This is a genomic window from Sphingopyxis sp. GC21, assembly GCF_025727575.1.
GTDB classification, from domain to species: Bacteria; Pseudomonadota; Alphaproteobacteria; order Sphingomonadales; family Sphingomonadaceae; genus Sphingopyxis; species Sphingopyxis terrae_A.
In genome coordinates, this window is sequence record NZ_CP095845.1 from 1,628,834 (window position 1) to 1,645,889 (window position 17,056).

Here is a 17,056-nt window from a genome sequence, read left to right on the forward strand (position 1 = left end):
GCCGCATGGAGCCCCGACTTGGCCCGCAAATTCCTCTATTTCATCGCCGCGATCATTCTGATGATACTCGGTGTCGGCATTGCCTATCAGCTCAATCCCGGCTGGTTCGGCCGCGTTGCCTTCGTTCCGAACACCGAATTCAAACCGCAAGCGGCGGTGGCGGCCAACGCCTATGACGATCCCAAAATGTGGATCGCCCGCCCCGGCCTGCCCGACGACCCGTCGGCCTGGCGTCCGCCCGCCGCCGAAGCGGATGCCGGAGGCGGCGAAGGCGAGGCAAGTGCCCCGGAACCGGGCGCGCGTCAGCTGATTGCGCCCGCAAAGGCGGCCGAAGCAGCGGGAGCGGCACCGATCGCGCCGCTCGGCGATGCCGCGGTCTTTTTCGTCCACCCGACAAGCTATTACAGCAAGGCGAGCTGGAACGCGCCGCTCGGCGATGCCGACGCCGATTACCGCGCCACGCTGTTCGTGCGCGGCATGGCAAGCGCATTCGGCGATGCGGGCGCCATATGGGCGCCGCGCTATCGCCAGGCGACGCTCGGCGCGTTTCTGGCCGAAGACCGCGTCACGGCGAGCAAGGCGATCGACGCCGCCTACCGCGACGTCGAACAGGCATTCGACGCCTTTCTCGCGGCGATCCCCAAGGACAAGCCGATCATTCTCGCGGGCCATAGCCAGGGCGCGCTGCATCTGACGACGCTGCTGAAGAACCGTATCGCGGGCACGCCGCTCGCGAAGCGTATCGTGGCCGCCTATGTCATCGGCTGGCCCATCAGCCGCGATACCGATATGGCCGCGCTTGGCCTTCCCGCTTGCGACAAGGCCGATCAAAAAGGCTGTATTCTGTCATGGGCAAGCTTTGCCGAGCCCGCCGATACGTCGATGGTCACCGGCGCCTATGATGGCACGATCGGCTTCGACGGGCGGCCGCGCGCCGGCACGCGCATGCTCTGTACCAACCCGCTCACCGGCACGCCCGATGCCGCCGCAGGACCGGAGGCGAACATCGGCACGCTCAAACCGTCCGATGGCTTCCGCAAGGGCGAGCTCATCACCGGCAAGGTTGGCGCCAAATGCGACGACGATCGCGGTTTCCTGATGATCGGGGACGCCGACGCGGCACAGCATTTCGTCGTTGCGGGCTATGTGCTGCCCGGCAACAATTATCATGTCTATGACATCACCCTGTTCTGGGCGAACGTCCGGGCCGATGCGCTGCGGCGTCTCGCTGCGTTCGAGGAGAAGGCGTCGCCGGTGTCGCCCCCGGCAGCGCCGGTTGCGGCGACGACGCCCACCTCTAAATCCTAACATCGTCATTGCTTCGCTTCGCTCGCAATGACGCGGCTTTAGGGTTAAGGGCAGCCCGATGATTACCACCACCGCCTCCGATTTTTCTGCCGCCCTGCCCCGCGGCGGCCGCCTGATGGGCCTCGATGTCGGAACCAAGACGATCGGTGTTGCGCTGTGCGACGCGGGGTGGAGCTTCGCAACGCCCGACAAGACGATCGTCCGCAAGAAATTCACGGTCGATCTGGAGGCGCTCAAGGCGCTGGTCGCAGCACAGTCCGTGGTCGGCATCGTCGTCGGCCTGCCGCTCAATATGGACGGTAGCGACAGCCCGCGCACCCAAAGCACCCGCGCCTTCGCCCGCAACCTCGCGCCGCTTGCGCTACCTCTGTTACTCTGGGACGAGCGCTGGTCGACCGCCGCGGTCGAGCGCGCGATGATCGCGGCCGACGTCAGCCGCGCCAAGCGCGCCGAGCGCGTCGACAGCGCGGCCGCCGCCTTCATCCTGCAGGGAGCGATCGACGCGCTGGTGCGCTGACCTTAACATTTCGCGGGTATTTCGCGGTTATACGGCCGAAAATGACCGCCTATATTCTCTATTGGCTTGTCGCCGCCAACCTGAACGCTTTTGCGCTGATGGTAATCGACAAGCAGCGCGCCGACAAAGGGCTTTGGCGCATCCGCGAAGCGACGCTACTCGACTGGGCAAGGATCGGCGGCGCGATCGGGGCCGTCGCGGCGTCACGCCTCGTTCGCCACAAGACGCGCAAACAGCCTTTCGCCGACGATATGCATTTTCTGTTCGCGATGGAACTCGTGCTCCTGGCCTTGTGGGCGCTCGGCCTCTTCGATCCGCTCCTGTCCGAAGCGGCAAGCAAAGTCGGTCCCTCCCTGTCTACGGCGCTTGCCTATTTGCGCGCTGCGACCTAAAGGCTCGGCTTTAATGACAAGCGCAACTCCTCGACCCGCCAGCGACTATCCGCCCGGCGGCGATGCCTTTCGCCATCGCCACCTGACCGGCATCGCCCAGCTCACCCCGTGGGAGATTTCCTACATCCTGGATGCCGCCGAAGAGTGGGTCGAACTCAATCGCAGCGGCGCGGCGAAGCATGACGACCGGCTCAAGGGGCTGACGATCATCAACGCCTTTTTCGAAAATTCGACGCGCACGCTCCTATCGTTCGAGATCGCGGGCAAGCGCCTTGGTGCCGACGTCGTGAACATGCACGCCGCGCAGTCGAGCGTGAAGAAGGGTGAGACGCTGATCGACACGGCGATGACGCTGAATGCGATGCGCGCCGACGCGATGGTGATCCGCCATGCGTCGTCGGGCGCGGTGCAGCTGATTGCCGACAAGGTCGATTGCCCGGTGCTCAACGCGGGCGACGGGCGCCACGAACATCCGACGCAGGCGCTGCTCGATGCGCTGACCATCCGCCGCCGGCTCGGACGCGTCGAAGGGCTGACGATCGCGATCTGCGGCGACGTATTGCACAGCCGCGTCGCGCGTTCGAACATCCTGGCGCTCACTCTGCTCGGCAATGAGGTGCGCGTCGTCGCGCCGCCGACGCTGACGCCGCCCGCGATGGAACGGATGCATGTCGCGACCTTCACCGACATGGACGAGGGGCTGAAAGGCGCAGACGTCGTAATGATGCTGCGTTTGCAGAACGAACGCATGGACGGCGCCTATCTGCCGAGCGCGCGCGAATATCACGCGCTCTACGGCCTGACGCCGCAGCGGCTGGACAAGGCGAAGCCCGATGCGATCGTCATGCACCCCGGCCCGATGAACCGCGGGGTCGAGATCGACAGCAATGTCGCCGACGATCCCGCGCGCTCGACGATTACCGAACAGGTCGAAATGGGGGTAGCGGTGCGCATGGCCTGCCTCGACATATTGACGCGCCGCAAGCGGGAGGTGCCGGGATGGAACTGAAGCCCCTTCTGATCGCCAATGCGCTCCTGCTCGGCGGCGAACCGGGTAGCCTGCTGGTTGCGGGCGGCCGCATCGCGGCGCTGAACCCGTCGGAAACGCCGGAGGGCACCGAAACGATCGACGCCAAGGGCCAATGGCTCGCCCCCGGCATCATCGATTTCGGCGTCTTCGCGACCGACAAGCCGGCCTTTCACTTCGGCGGCATCACGCGCGCGGCGCTGATGCCCGACAGCGGCCCGCTCGACGGCGCGGGTCTGGTCGAACGCGCCGCGAAGGGCGGCAAGCCCGACCTATGGGTTCACCCGCTCGCCGCCGCGACCAAAGGCCTCGCCGGCGCCGAACTCGCCGAGATCGGCCTGATGCAGCAGGCGGGCGCGCGCGCGGTCGCCACCGGACGCGCACGCATCGCCGATGCCGGCGTCATGCGCCGCGTTCTGTCCTACGCCGCGTCGCTCGGCCTTACCGTTATCGCCCATTGCGAGGACGAAGGGCTGACCGCCGGCGCGGTTGCGACCGATGGCGAGATGGCGACGCGGCTCGGCCTTGCCTCTGCGCCCGCGATCGCAGAGGCGATGGCGATCGCACGCGACATCATGCTTGTCGAGGAAACCGGCGCGCCGATCCACTTCCGCCAGGTCACCACGGCGCGCGGGCTCGAAATTGTCCGCGCCGCCAAGGCGAAAGGCCTGCCCGTCACCTGCGGCATCACGCCCGCCCACCTGTTCCTGTCGGACACGGCGATCGGCGATTTCCGCACCTTTGCCCGCCTGTCGCCGCCGCTGCGCAGCGAGGATGACCGGCACGCCTGCCTATCCGCCATCGCCGACGGCACGATCGACGTGCTCGCGTCGGGCCACGATCCGCGCGGCCCCGAAGACAAGCGCCTGCCCTTCGCCGAAGCGCTCCCCGGCATGGCGGGCGCCGAGACGTTGCTCGCGATGGGGCTGCAACTGGTGCGCGACGGTCATGTCACCCCGGCGCGCCTGTTCGATCTCCTCGCCGCGACGCCGGCGAAGTTGCTCGGGCTCGACGCGGGGATGCTGACGGTGGGTAGTGATGCCGACCTGATCCTGATCAACGAGGGCGCGCCGTGGCAGGTCGATGCGAAGCGGATGGCCGCCTGGGCGGGCAACACGCCCTTCGACGGCATGCCGGTGCAGGGCCGCGTCACCGCGCTATGGAAGGGCGGCCAGCGGATTCGCTGACCGCTCCACCGCGCCGGGTCGCAGGAGAGCCCGCCGCCGTTCGTCGATTGTGTCTGGAAAGTTTCATTTGCAACATTAGGGTCGCCCGAAATTTCGGGGAGTGACCATATGACGATTGCCGAGGCGACGCCGGATTTCGAAGAGGGCATGGACCGCGCCGACCGCGCCTTTCTGGGCCATCCCAAGGGACTCGGATATCTGGCTTTCGTCGAAGGGTGCGAGCGTTTTTCCTATTATTCGATGCAGACTTTGCTCGTCCTTTACATGGTCAAATATCTGCTGCTGCCCGAACATGCGAGCGGGGTCTTCGGACTGGAATGGTTGCGCAGCTGGTACGGCGGGATCGACGGCCAGCCCTTCGCGTCGAAGATTTTCGGCGATTATACCTCGCTCGTTTATCTGACTCCGATCGCCGGGGGCTTCATCGCCGACCGCTGGCTCGGGCGGCGCGCGACGTTGATCGCCGGCGGCCTGATCATGGCGATCGGTCATTTCCTGATGGCGTTCGAGGGCGCCTTCCTCTTCGCCCTGCTCGCGCTGATCGTCGGCGTGGGACTGTTCAAGGGCAATATCGCGAGCCAGGTCGGCGAACTTTACAAGCCCGGCGATCTGCGCCGTGCGATGGCGTTCCAGATCTTTTACATCGCGATCAACGTCAGCGTCATCGCCGCGCCGCTGATTTCGGGTACGCTGGGCGAAAAGGTCGGCTGGCATTGGGGGTTCGGCACCGCGGGCGTGGTGATGGTTATCGGCCTGATCCTCTATATCATGGCGGGACCATGGCTGCCCGCCGACAATCGGCCTGCGAAAGGCGCGGCTGCGAAAGCGAGCGAACCGATGTCGCGGCAGGACTGGCTGCGCGTCGTCGCGGTGCTGACGCTGGTGCCGGTGATGGCGGTCGCGCTGCTCACCAATCAGGAAATCTTCAACGCCTATCTGGTCTGGGCCGATCAGCATTTCCAGCTCACCTTCTTTGGTGAGACGCTGCCGACGAGCTGGATGATCACCATCGACGCGGCGGCGAGCTTCTCGATGCTCGCCGCGGTCGCCGCCTTCTATGTCTGGTACGGCAAGCGCCACCGCGAACCCGACGAGTTGGGCAAGATGATCATCGGCAGCGTCTTCACCATCGCCGGCGGACTCTGCCTCGTCATGGCGGCGGCGACGCAGGGTGACGGCAAGATCGGGCTGTTCTGGCCCGTGATGTTCCATCTGCTCAACAGCGTCGGCTTTGCGCATATCCTGCCCGTCAGCCTCGCGCTGTTCACCAAGCTGGCACCGAAGGCGCTCAACGCGACGATCGTCGGCATTTATTACCTCGCTTTCTTCGGCGCGAACAAGATCGTCGGCGAGGTGGGCACATGGTATTCGTCGATGCCGACGACCAGTTTCTGGCTGTTCCACGTCGCAACCGCCGCGGTCGGGCTGGTCGCGTTTATCCTCTTCAAGCTGTTCCTCGCGAAAAGGCTGATGGGTGGACCCGTTAAGCATGTGAGTTGAGCCCGGCATGTCGTCGACCAACCTCACACGCATGCGGACGCTGCTCTCTCAAGGCCGTTTTGCGGAGGCGGAACTTCAGGCACGAGATATTCTGGCAACCTCGAACAATGCGTATGAAGCACACGCATTGCTCGGACAATTCGCAGCGCGTCGTGGCGAAACGGCGTTGGCCCTGTATCACCTTGACCGGGGCACGCCGCCAGGTGAAGCACCTCACCCAGATCTGCTCGCTGCGCGCGGCGCTGCACTTGCCCGCGCCGGGCAATACGAACTGGCGGCGATGCAGTTAACGGCAAGCATAGACGGGAGCAGCGACCCGCTTGGGGTATTGCTCCGCTTAGGTTGGGTATTCGAAAGGCTTGATCGATTCGACGATCTCCGTGCAATTTTGGAGAGGGCCGACAAACTCGCAGCGCAATTGGGGCAGGATATCTCAGTTAGGACTGCGATTCTGAAGATGCGCACGGACGAATGGGAAACGGCGCTCGACATACTCGACCGAGCAAGTTCGATTTCCGGATCCGACAGGTTGGCACGCGGTCGACTGCGGGATCGCGCGGGCCGTTACGACGATGCGTGGGGAGATTTTGTCGCCGGCAAAGCGGAGATCGCGGCCTCAGAGAAGTTATCATATCCTGCTGCTCGCCTGACGGCACATCACGATCGAGTCATCGATATATTTTCAGCAGACTTTATCAATGCATTGCCCCGCGCACCGAAGAATGATCGCTTGCCTCAGCCGATCTTCGTCACGGGGCCGCCGCGGTCGGGCACGACGCTTTTCGAACAGCTGATAAGCGCTGATCAAATGGTCAGTGCGCGTGGCGAACTTCCCTTCGCGTTCCATCTCGTTCAACATATTTCTACGCAGTTCGGCAGCTATCCCGATGGCTTGGCGTCGCTCGGAAATGTTACGAAAGATCGCTTGGCTGTCGCGCTTCGCGACCTCTATTCAGGACTAGCCTCCGCCGACGCAGATACGGCTCAGGCGCCACACTTCGTAGATAAAATGCCGTTCAACGAACAGTTTTTGCCTCTTCTCACGATGGCGTTTCCGGAATCGCCGTTCATAGTGATGACTCGCCATCCCCTCGACGTTGTCGTTTCAATGATGTCGCATCATCTGACGCATGGATATAATTGCGCACTCAACCCGCTCGATGCAGCACATCATCTCGCGGCTATCGATAGACTTACCGCACATTGGGAAGCTGCCGGGGGTGCCTGCTGTATCGTCAGTCATATGAGCAACTGGTCGCCGATCCAGTAACGGCCGGAGAGCGGCTCAGCGTTGCAACCGGCCTCAGCTTTCCCGCGGCCAATTCCGTCGAAGTTACTTCAACGCCCGCAACGCCCGCAACGCCCGCAACGCCCAGCTATGCGCGCGCGCGCGGCCCGGTTAGCAAAGATGCGGTGTTTCGCTGGCGAAACTATGGACATCATCTAAGTGCTGCGATGCCGATTATTGCGCCTCTGGTCGCGCGCCATGGATACGATCTTGATTGAACATATTGTGTTAAGCTCATTCAGAACAGCCGAGCTCCATCGGGTACCACACGATCGGGAGCAAAGAGGATCACCTCGCCCGCCGCGTCGGCGAAACCCAGCGTCAGCACTTCGGACATGAACTTGCCGATCTGGCGCGGAGGAAAGTTGACGACCGCCGCAACCTGCCGACCCGGCAAATCCTCGAGCGCGTAGCGCGCGACGATCTGCGCGCTGCTCTTCTTGATACCGATTGCGGGACCGAAATCGATTTTCAGCTTGAACGCCGGCTTGCGCGCTTCGGGAAAAGGCTCGGCCGCGACGATCGTGCCGATGCGGATATCGACGCAGAGGAAATCGTCGAAGGCGATGGGCTCCGCAGCGGGGGCTGCGGCGTCGTGATTCAGGTGCATTCCAACTCTCCGTCATTCCCGCGCAGGCGGGAATCCAGCTTCCTCACTGCCTTAGCTGGATTCCCGCCTGCGCGGGAATGACGAAAGTGGATTACTCCATCTCCAAAATCACCGCATCGACCGCCAGGCTTTCGCCTTGCGCTGCGTTGACCGTCTTCACGACACCCGATTTTTCGGCGCGCAAGATATTCTCCATCTTCATCGCCTCGACGGTCGCCAGCGGCTGCCCCGCCTCGACTTTATCCCCTTCGCCGACATGCAGCGCGACGAGCAGGCCGGGCATCGGACAGATGAGGAATTTCGACAGATCGGGCGGGATCTTTTCGATCATGTGGCTCGCCAGCGGCGCCACATGCCAGGGCAGCACGCGCACGTCGTGGATTGCGCCGCGCGTCGTCATGCGCCAGCCCGTACGCGTCTTCGCGACCTTCACCGCCAGTTCGCCGTCGCCGATCTCGGCAATCACCAACCGGTCGCCCGGCGTATATTCGAGCGCGATGTCGATCTTGTCACCGTCGACCTTGATATGCTTGTGGCCGAGTTTGACCTTGTGGCTCGTGCCGTCAATCGTCACCTGCCATTTCGCGGGCGGGTCGAGCCGGTCGCCGAGCTGCCCGTCGGTGCGCCGCGCGCGATCGGCCTCGGCCGACGCTATGAAGCCCGCGATTGCGGCGAGCGCGCGCGTCACCGCTTCGTCGGTCGGCGCACCGTGGAAGCCTTCGGGATATTCCTCGGCAATGAAGCCCGTGGTCAGCTCGCCCGAGCGGAAGCGCGGATGCTGCATGATCGCCGAGACAAAATCGATATTGTGGCCAAGCCCCTCGAGCTCGAAGCGGTCGAGCGCCGCGACCTGCAGATCGGCTGCCTCGTCGCGCGTCTCGCCCCAGGTGATCAGCTTGGCGATCATCGGGTCGTAGAAAATCGACACTTCGCCGCCATCGTAAACGCCGTCGTCGACGCGCACGCCGTCGACACCCCGGCGGCCGTTTTCCTCGCCATCGTCGGTCCAGCCAGGCACCGGCGGTTTGTAGCGCGTCAGGCGCCCGGTCGAGGGCAGGAAACCGCGATAGGGATCTTCGGCATAAACGCGGTTCTCGATCGCCCAGCCGTCGATCTTGATGTCGTCCTGCGTCATTTCGAGCTTCTCGCCCGCCGCGACGCGGATCATCTGTTCGACCAGATCGATGCCGGTAATCGCTTCGGTCACGGGATGCTCGACCTGAAGCCGGGTGTTCATTTCCAGGAAGTAGAAGCTCTCGCCCGTCGGGTCGGCGCCCGACACGATCAGTTCGACCGTTCCCGCGCTGTAATAGCCCACCGCCTTCGACAGCGCGACGCACTGCTCGCCCATCGCCTTGCGCATCTTTTCGGTGACGAAGGGCGACGGCGCTTCCTCGACGACCTTCTGGTGGCGGCGCTGGATGCTGCATTCGCGCTCGTTGAGGTAGAGGATGTTGCCGTGCTGATCGCCGAGAATCTGGATTTCGATATGGCGCGGATTGAGGATGAATTTCTCGATAAACACGCGGTCGTCGCCGAAGCTGTTCAGCCCTTCACGCTTGACGCTCTCGAAGCCTTCGCGGACGTCCTTTTCGTCATAGGCGAGGCGCATGCCCTTGCCGCCGCCGCCGGCGCTGGCCTTCATCATCACCGGATAGCCGATCTCGTTACTGATCTCGACGGCATGTTCGGTGTCGCGGATTTCACCAACAAAGCCGGGGACGACGTTGACGCCCGCTTCCTTCGCGAGCTTCTTCGACTCGATCTTGTCGCCCATCGCCGCGATCGCGTTCACCGGCGGGCCGATGAAGGCGATATTTTCCTTCGCCAGCGCCTCGGCGAAGCTGGTGCGTTCCGACAGGAAGCCGTAGCCCGGATGCACCGCCTCGGCGCCGGTCGCCTTGCACGCGGCGATGATCTTGTCGGCGATCAGATAGGATTCGGACGCAGGCGACGGCCCGATATGCACCGCCTCGTCGGCCATCTGCACGAAGGGCGCGCGCGCGTCGGCGTCCGAATAGACGGCGACCGTCGATATGCCCATGCGCCGCGCGGTCTTGATGACGCGGCAGGCTATTTCGCCGCGATTGGCGATCAGGATTTTCTTGAACATCAATATTCCTCGACAAGTGCCTTGAGTTCGGCGGTCCGCGCCTTGGTCAGTCGTTCCATGCATCCGCTGTGGAGCATCGGTGCCATGCTACCGCCGCGCGCCGCAAAACTCTCGACCAGGCACTGCTGATCGCGATAGGTCAGCCACGCGCGCTGCGCGGCGAGCAAGGTGTCATAATGGGTGGGCTGGGTATCGTAGCGGCGATCGATCATCTTATCGCGCGACCGCATCTCGGCCACGGTCAGCTTCCACTGCGCATTGAGCGTAGCATCGGCGACCTCATAGGCCTTTCCGGCACAATAGTTCATCTCGACCTGATATCGTTGATTGTCGCAATCGACGGGAGGATCCTCCGCGACTGCTACCGCCAAATAGAAAAGGGCGAGGATCACTCCGCGGCCTCCGTCAGCATCCCTTGGCGCATCGGCTCTTCGCTTTCCATCGGGCGCAACCCCAGCTTTGCGAAGAGCGCCGCGTCGGCATTGTCGCCCGCGTTCGCGGTCGTCAGCAGCTTGTCGCCGGTGAAGATGCTGTTCGCGCCCGCCATGAAGCAGAGCGCCTGCGTCGCCTCCGACATGCTCTCGCGTCCCGCCGACAGGCGGACCATCGATTTCGGCATCGTGATACGCGCGACCGCGATCGTGCGGACGAATTCGATATCGTCAATCTTCGCGAGCGGGGTGCCCTCGAGCATGTCGCCGAGCACGGTGCCCTTCACCGGCACCAGCGCGTTGACCGGCACGCTTTCGGGATGGCGTTCGAGCGTTGCGAGCGCGTGGATGAAACCGACGCGGTCGGCGCGCGTCTCGCCCAGCCCGACAATCCCGCCCGAGCAGACGTTGATCCCGGCATTGCGGACTTCCTCCAGCGTATCGAGGCGATCCTGAAAGGTCCGCGTGGAGATGATATTCGAGTAATTCTCCGGGCTCGTGTCGATATTGTGGTTGTAATAGTCGAGCCCCGCGACCGCGAGCGTCTGCGCCTGTTCCTTGGTCAGCATGCCCAGGGTCATGCAGGTTTCCATGCCCATCGCGCGCACGCCCTCGACCATCTCGACGATGCTCGCCATGTCGCGGTCCTTGGGGTTGCGCCAGGCGGCACCCATGCAGAAGCGCTTCGACCCGGCATCCTTCGCCTGCGCCGCAGCTTGCAGCACCGCGCGCACATCCATCAGCTTGGTGGCCTTGAGCCCGCTGTCGGCATGTTTTGATTGCGAGCAATAGCCGCAATCCTCGACGCAGCCGCCGGTCTTGATGCTCAAGAGCGTGCAAAGCTGCACCTCGCCGCGCGCGTGATGGCGGCGATGGACGCCCTGCGCCTCCCACATCAATTCGTCGAACGGCAGGTCGAACAGTGCGGCGATTTCCTCGCGCGTCCAGTCGGTACGGGTTTCGGTCACGCTTCGGTCTCCAATGCCTGTGCCAGGTCAGCGATGATGTCGTCGATATGTTCGATCCCCACCGACACGCGGACGACGTCGGGCCCGGCGCCCGCTTCGACCAGTTCGGCCTCCGAAAGCTGGCTGTGCGTCGTCGATGCCGGATGGATGATCAGCGAGCGGGTGTCGCCCAGATTGGCGAGATGGCTGAACAGCTTGACCGCGGAGACGAGCTTGACGCCAGCATCGTAGCCGCCCTGGAGGCCGAAGGTGAACACGGCGCCGCCGCGCCCGCCGAGATATTTGTGCGCGAGGTCGTGATAGGGGCTGCCCCGCAGCCCGGCATAGGAGACCCAGCTCACTGCCGGATGATCCTGCAACCATTTGGCGAGCGCGAGCGCGTTGCTGCAATGCCGGTCCATGCGCAGCGCGAGCGTCTCCATGCCGGTGAGCGCAAGAAAGGCGTTCATCGGCGCGAGCGCGGGGCCAAGGTCGCGCAGGCCGAGCGTCCGCGCGGCGAGGATGAAGGCGAGCGGCCCGAACGCCTCGGTGAAGGTCAGCCCGTGATAGGAGGCATTGGGTTCGCTCAGCGCGGGATATTTGCCGCCCTTTGACCAGTCGAACGTCCCGGCATCGACGATCAGGCCGCCGATCGCATTGCCATGACCGTTCAGGAATTTGGTCGCCGAATGGACGACGATGTCGGCGCCATGCTCGATCGGGCGGCAGAGCATCGGGGTCGCCATCGTGTTGTCGACGATCAGCGGTACGCCGGCATCGTGGGCGACCTTTGCAATCGCCGCGATATCCTGCACGACCCCGCCCGGATTGGCGAGGCTTTCGATGAAGACCGCGCGCGTCCTGTCGTTGATCGCGGCCGCGACATTCGCCGGATCGTCGGCATCGACGAAATGCGTCGTCCAGGCCATCTTGCGAAAGCTCTGCCCCAGCTGGTTGAGCGAGCCGCCATAGAGTTTTTTCGCCGCAACGATCTCACACCCCGGCTCCATGATCGTATGGAAGGCCAGAAACTGCGCAGCATGGCCCGACGCCACCGCGAGCGCCGCCTGCCCGCCCTCCAGCGCCGCGATCTTGCCTTCGAGCGCGCCGTTCGTCGGGTTCATGATCCGGGTGTAGATATTCCCGAATTCCTGCAGGTTGAACAATCGCGACGCATGATCGACATCGTCGAACACATAGGATGCGGTCTGGTAGATCGGCGTGATCCGCGCCTTGGTCGTCGGATCGGGCGCGGTGCCGGCGTGAACGCTCAGCGTTTCAGGTTTATGGTTGCTCATGCAGCATCCTCCAGCGGGGGCATATTGTGGCCGAGCAGGCGCAGGACGTCGGCGGCGCATTCCACCACATTGCTGCCCGGGCCATAGATGCCCTGCACGCCCGCGTCGCGCAGATAGTCGTAGTCCTGCGGCGGAATGACGCCGCCCGCGATCACCTTGATATCGCCGCGCCCCGCCTCGCGCAGCCCCTTGATGAGTTCGGGGATCAGCGTCTTGTGCCCGGCGGCCAAGCTCGACGCGCCGACCGCATCGACCCCGCTTTCGAGCGCGAGCACGACCGTTTCCTCGGGCGTCTGGAACAAGGGCCCGGACACCACGTCAAAGCCCATGTCGCTGAACGCCGAGGCGATGACATTGGCGCCGCGATCGTGTCCGTCCTGCCCCATCTTGGCGACGAGCAGCTTGGGCGCGCGGCCCAGACGGCGTTCGACCGCCTTCACCCCGTCGACGACCTGCGCCCAGCGGTTGTCGCCCTGATAGGGCGCGGCATAGACGCCTTTCACCGGCTTCGGCACCGTGCCGTAGCGCCCGAAGCTGACCTCCATCGCGTCCGAAATTTCGCCCAGCGTCGCGCGCGCGCGCGCCGCATCGACTGCGTGCGCGAGAAGATTGGTCTCGATCGACTGCGGAGCCGCCGCCGCGCGGCGCAGCGCGGTGAGCGCGGCCTGACAAGCGACCTCGTCGCGGCTCGCCTTGACGCGGTTGATCCGCGCGACCTGCGCCTCGCGAACCTTGGTGTTGTCGACCTCGAGCGTTTCGAGCAGATCCTCGTCCTTCAGGCGATATTTGTTCACCCCGACGATGACGTCGTCGCCGCGGTCCACCCTCGCCTGTCGGGCGGCGGCGGCTTCCTCGATCATCGCCTTGGGCCAGCCGGCGGCGACCGCCTTGGCCATGCCGCCTTCGCTTTCGACCCGGTCGATAATCTCCTGCGCCTTGTCAACAAGCTGCTGCGTCAGCGCCTCGATATAATAGCTGCCGCCGAGCGGATCGACGACGTTGCACATACCCGTTTCTTCCTGGATCACGATCTGGGTGTTGCGCGCGATGCGGGCTGAAAAGTCGGTGGGCAGCGCGATCGCCTCGTCGAGTGCGTTGGTGTGCAGCGACTGGGTGCCGCCCAGCATCGCCGCCATCGCCTCGATCGTCGTGCGCATGACATTGTTGTAGGGGTCTTGCTCGGTCAGGCTGACCCCCGACGTCTGGCAATGGGTGCGCAGCATCTTGCTGCGCTCGTCCTTCGCGCCCAACTTCGTCATCGCGCGGTGCCACAGCACGCGCGCGGCGCGCAGCTTGGCGATCTCCATGAAGAAATTCATGCCGATCGCGAAGAAGAAGGACAGGCGACCGGCAAACTTGTCGATGTCGAGGCCGCTCGCCACGCCATATTTCACATATTCGATGCCGTCGGCGATGGTGAAGGCCAGTTCCTGCACCTGCGTCGCCCCCGCCTCCTGCATATGATAACCGGAGATCGAGATGCTGTTGAACTTGGGCATTTCGCGCGACGTGTAGCCGAAGATGTCGCTAATGATCCGCATCGAGGGTTCGGGCGGATAGATATAGGTATTGCGGACCATGAACTCCTTCAAAATGTCGTTCTGGATGGTCCCGTCGAGCAGCTTGCGCTCGACCCCCTGCTCCTCGCCCGCGACGATGAAAAAGGCAAGGATCGGGATGACCGCGCCGTTCATCGTCATGCTGACGGACATCTGGTCGAGCGGGATGCCGTCGAAAAGGATCTTCATATCCTCGACGCTGTCGATCGCCACCCCCGCCTTGCCGACGTCACCGACGACGCGCGGATGGTCGCTGTCATAGCCTCGGTGCGTCGCAAGGTCGAAGGCGACGCTGAGACCCTTCTGCCCCGCGGCGAGGTTGCGGCGATAGAAGGCGTTCGATTCCTCGGCGGTCGAGAAGCCCGCATATTGCCGGATCGTCCACGGCCGCCCCGCATACATCGACGCCCGCACGCCGCGCGTGAAGGGCGCGAAACCGGGCAGGCCGGGATCGGTCTGGACGTCCTCGGCCGTGTAGAGCGGCTTGACATCGATCCCCTCCGGCGTGTGCCAGGTGAGGTCTTTACCCTTTACTTCCTTGTCGGCGGCGGCGGCCCATTGGTCGAGGGTCGGTTTGTCGGTCATATGCGTATCTCTACTCTCTTTTCGTCATGCCGGACTTGATCCGGCATCCATTCCTCGCAGCGACGCAAGAATCGACCCCGGATCAAGTCCGGGGTGACGAGGAAAAATGGGTCAGTGCGCGCCCTTCGGCGTCTCCATGATCTCGGTCAGCACCCCGCCCATGTCTTTGGGGTGCAGGAAGAAGATCAACGTCCCGTGCGCGCCGATCCGCGGCTCGCCCAGCACGCGCTTGCCCATCGCCTCGAATGCGGCCTTGGCGGCGTGAATGTCGGGGACTTCGTAGCACATGTGATGCTGCCCGCCCGCCGGGTTCTTTTCGAGGAACCCCGCGATCGAGGTATTGCCCGGCAGCGGCTCGATCAGTTCGATCTGGGTCCCGTCGAGCGCCCCGCCCACGCCGGGCGTATCGACGAAGCACACTTTGACGCCCTGATCGGGCAGGTCGAACGGCTCATGGATCTTCGTCGCGCCCATCACCTCGCGGTAAAAGACGATGCTGTCGGCGATGGAAGGCGTCGCGACGCCGATATGGTTGAGGCGGCCCAGTTTCATGTCAAATTTTCTCTCACTTCGTCATGCCGGACTTGATCCGGCATCCATTCGATCAGCGCCGGAAGAATGGACCCCGGATCAAGTCCGGGGTGACGACGGAAATTTACAGCGGAATATTATCATGCTTCTTCCACGGGTTTTCGAGCTGCTTGTTCCGCAGCTTGCGTAGCCCCAGCGCGATGCGCTTGCGCGTATTGTGCGGGTGGATCACCTCGTCGATATAGCCGCGTGACGCCGCGACGAAGGGGTTGGCGAAGCGGTCCTCATATTCCTTCGTGCGCTGCGCGATCTTTTCGGGATCGCCCATATCGGCGCGGAAGATGATTTCGACCGCGCCCTTCGCGCCCATCACCGCAATCTCCGCGGTCGGCCACGCGTAGTTCAAATCGCCGCGCAGATGCTTCGACGCCATCACGTCATAGGCGCCGCCATAGGCCTTGCGCGTGATCACCGTGATCTTGGGCACCGTCGCCTCGGCATAGGCGAAGAGAAGCTTCGCGCCGTGCTTGATGATGCCATTATATTCCTGCGCGGTGCCGGGCAGGAAACCGGGGACATCGACGAAGGTCACGATCGGAATTTCGAACGCATCGCAGAAGCGCACGAAGCGCGCCGCCTTCTTCGACGAATTGATGTCGAGCACCCCCGCGAGCACCAGCGGCTGGTTCGCGACGATACCTACGGTGCGCCCTTCGATGCGCCCGAAGCCGCAGATGATGTTCGCGGCATGCGCCGGCTGCACCTCGAAAAAATCGCCCTCGTCGACCGTCTTGCGGATCAGCTCGTGCATGTCATAAGGCTGGTTCGCATTGGGCGGGATCAGCGTGTCGAGGCTCATCTCGGCGCGGTCGTAGGGATCGCTCGTCGGGCGCACCGGCACGCCGCTGCGGTTGTTTTCGGGCAGATAGTCGAAGAAATCGCGCGCCGCGAGCAGCGCCTCGATATCATTCTCGAACGCCAGATCGGCGACCGAGCTCTTGGTCGTGTGGGTGATCGCGCCGCCGAGCTCTTCCTGCGTCACCACTTCGTTGGTCACCGTCTTCACTACGTCGGGGCCGGTGACGAACATGTAGCTACTATCCTTCACCATGAAGATGAAGTCGGTCATCGCCGGGCTGTACACTGCGCCTCCCGCGCATGGCCCCATGATCAGCGAAATCTGAGGCACAACGCCCGATGCCAGAACATTCTTCTGGAACACGTCGGCATAGCCGCCCAGGCTCGCCACACCTTCCTGGATCCGTGCGCCGCCGCTGTCATTGAGGCCGATGACCGGCGCACCGACCAGCATCGCCTTTTCCATCACCTTGCAGATTTTTTCGGCGTGACGTTTGGACAGCGAGCCGCCGAAGACGGTGAAATCCTGGCTGAAGACATAGACGAGGCGGCCGTTGATCGTCCCCGATCCGGTAACAACGCCGTCGCCCGGAATCTTCTGATCCTGCATGCCGAAATCGACGCAGTCATGCTCGACATAGGTGTCGAGCTCCTCGAACGAGTCTTCGTCGAGCAGCACCAGCAACCGCTCGCGCGCGGTCAGCTTGCCCTTGGCGTGCTGCGCATCGATACGCTTCTGCCCGCCTCCCAAGGCGGCGGCGGCGCGGCGGCGTTCCATTTCGGCAATATTGGCGGACACTCGGCTTCTCCGGTTTTCTGGAGCCTGCCATCTGCGCCCGCGGCGCACGCTATGCAAATGCGAATTTGCAAAGTTGCAAAGTGATGGTTTGCAAACTATCCTCCCC

The 17,056-nt window shown here is 63.6% G+C and carries 15 protein-coding genes; 7 read left to right on the top strand and 8 right to left on the bottom strand.

Annotation, left to right across the window (positions count from 1 at the left end; translation table 11 throughout):
- Positions 1 to 18: 18 nt before the first annotated feature.
- From MU856_RS07800 to MU856_RS07830, 7 genes are all read left to right on the top strand, one after another.
- Entirely contained in the window at positions 19 to 1,308 is a 1,290-nt protein-coding gene (locus tag MU856_RS07800) for a DUF3089 domain-containing protein (protein WP_263588761.1), read from the top strand.
- A gap of 58 nt (positions 1,309 to 1,366) precedes the next feature.
- Positions 1,367 to 1,825, top strand: a complete 459-nt coding sequence (ruvX, locus tag MU856_RS07805) for a Holliday junction resolvase RuvX (protein WP_263588762.1) — start codon at positions 1,367 to 1,369, stop codon at positions 1,823 to 1,825.
- Between the two features lie 41 nt (positions 1,826 to 1,866).
- Entirely contained in the window at positions 1,867 to 2,217 is a 351-nt protein-coding gene (locus MU856_RS07810; RefSeq protein WP_263588763.1) for a DUF1294 domain-containing protein, read from the top strand.
- A 13-nt stretch (positions 2,218 to 2,230) separates the two neighbouring features.
- Positions 2,231 to 3,226 carry an aspartate carbamoyltransferase catalytic subunit gene (locus MU856_RS07815; protein WP_062902575.1) on the top strand — a complete coding sequence of 332 codons (996 nt, stop codon included), beginning with the start codon at positions 2,231 to 2,233 and terminating at the stop codon, positions 3,224 to 3,226.
- A complete protein-coding gene (locus tag MU856_RS07820; protein WP_263588764.1) occupies positions 3,217 to 4,431 on the top strand; it encodes a dihydroorotase in 1,215 nt (404 codons plus the stop codon). Before MU856_RS07815 ends, MU856_RS07820 begins: the two co-directional genes overlap by 10 nt.
- A 108-nt stretch (positions 4,432 to 4,539) precedes the next feature.
- Entirely contained in the window at positions 4,540 to 5,931 is a 1,392-nt protein-coding gene (locus MU856_RS07825; RefSeq protein WP_263588765.1) for a peptide MFS transporter, read from the top strand.
- A gap of 7 nt (positions 5,932 to 5,938) precedes the next feature.
- Positions 5,939 to 7,201, top strand: coding sequence for a tetratricopeptide repeat-containing sulfotransferase family protein (locus tag MU856_RS07830; protein ID WP_263588766.1), 1,263 nt, complete (start codon positions 5,939 to 5,941; stop codon positions 7,199 to 7,201).
- A gap of 256 nt (positions 7,202 to 7,457) precedes the next feature.
- Here MU856_RS07830 and MU856_RS07835 read toward each other — a convergent pair whose 3' ends face one another.
- From MU856_RS07835 to MU856_RS07870, 8 genes are all read right to left on the bottom strand, one after another.
- Positions 7,458 to 7,829, bottom strand: a complete 372-nt coding sequence (locus tag MU856_RS07835) for a tRNA-binding protein (protein ID WP_062902578.1) — start codon at positions 7,827 to 7,829, stop codon at positions 7,458 to 7,460.
- 91 nt (positions 7,830 to 7,920) lie between these two features.
- Entirely contained in the window at positions 7,921 to 9,942 is a 2,022-nt protein-coding gene (locus MU856_RS07840) for an acetyl/propionyl/methylcrotonyl-CoA carboxylase subunit alpha (protein WP_263588767.1), read from the bottom strand.
- A complete protein-coding gene (locus MU856_RS07845) occupies positions 9,942 to 10,334 on the bottom strand; it encodes a lysozyme inhibitor LprI family protein (RefSeq protein WP_263588768.1) in 393 nt (130 codons plus the stop codon). Before MU856_RS07845 ends, MU856_RS07840 begins: the two co-directional genes overlap by 1 nt.
- Positions 10,331 to 11,341, bottom strand: coding sequence for a biotin synthase BioB (gene bioB, locus MU856_RS07850; RefSeq protein WP_263588769.1), 1,011 nt, complete (start codon positions 11,339 to 11,341; stop codon positions 10,331 to 10,333). The genes MU856_RS07845 and bioB overlap by 4 nt, the downstream gene beginning before the upstream one ends.
- Positions 11,338 to 12,618: an O-acetylhomoserine aminocarboxypropyltransferase gene (locus tag MU856_RS07855; protein WP_062902582.1), complete on the bottom strand. Its 1,281-nt coding sequence runs from the start codon at positions 12,616 to 12,618 to the stop codon at positions 11,338 to 11,340. Before MU856_RS07855 ends, bioB begins: the two co-directional genes overlap by 4 nt.
- Positions 12,615 to 14,762 (bottom strand): methylmalonyl-CoA mutase, encoded by a 2,148-nt coding sequence (gene scpA, locus MU856_RS07860; protein ID WP_186402047.1) that lies wholly within the window; start codon positions 14,760 to 14,762, stop codon positions 12,615 to 12,617. The genes MU856_RS07855 and scpA overlap by 4 nt, the downstream gene beginning before the upstream one ends.
- Positions 14,763 to 14,873: 111 nt before the next feature.
- Positions 14,874 to 15,314, bottom strand: coding sequence for a methylmalonyl-CoA epimerase (gene mce / locus MU856_RS07865; protein ID WP_263588770.1), 441 nt, complete (start codon positions 15,312 to 15,314; stop codon positions 14,874 to 14,876).
- 103 nt (positions 15,315 to 15,417) lie between these two features.
- Positions 15,418 to 16,950 (bottom strand): acyl-CoA carboxylase subunit beta, encoded by a 1,533-nt coding sequence (locus MU856_RS07870; RefSeq protein ID WP_263588771.1) that lies wholly within the window; start codon positions 16,948 to 16,950, stop codon positions 15,418 to 15,420.
- Positions 16,951 to 17,056: the final 106 nt, after the last annotated feature.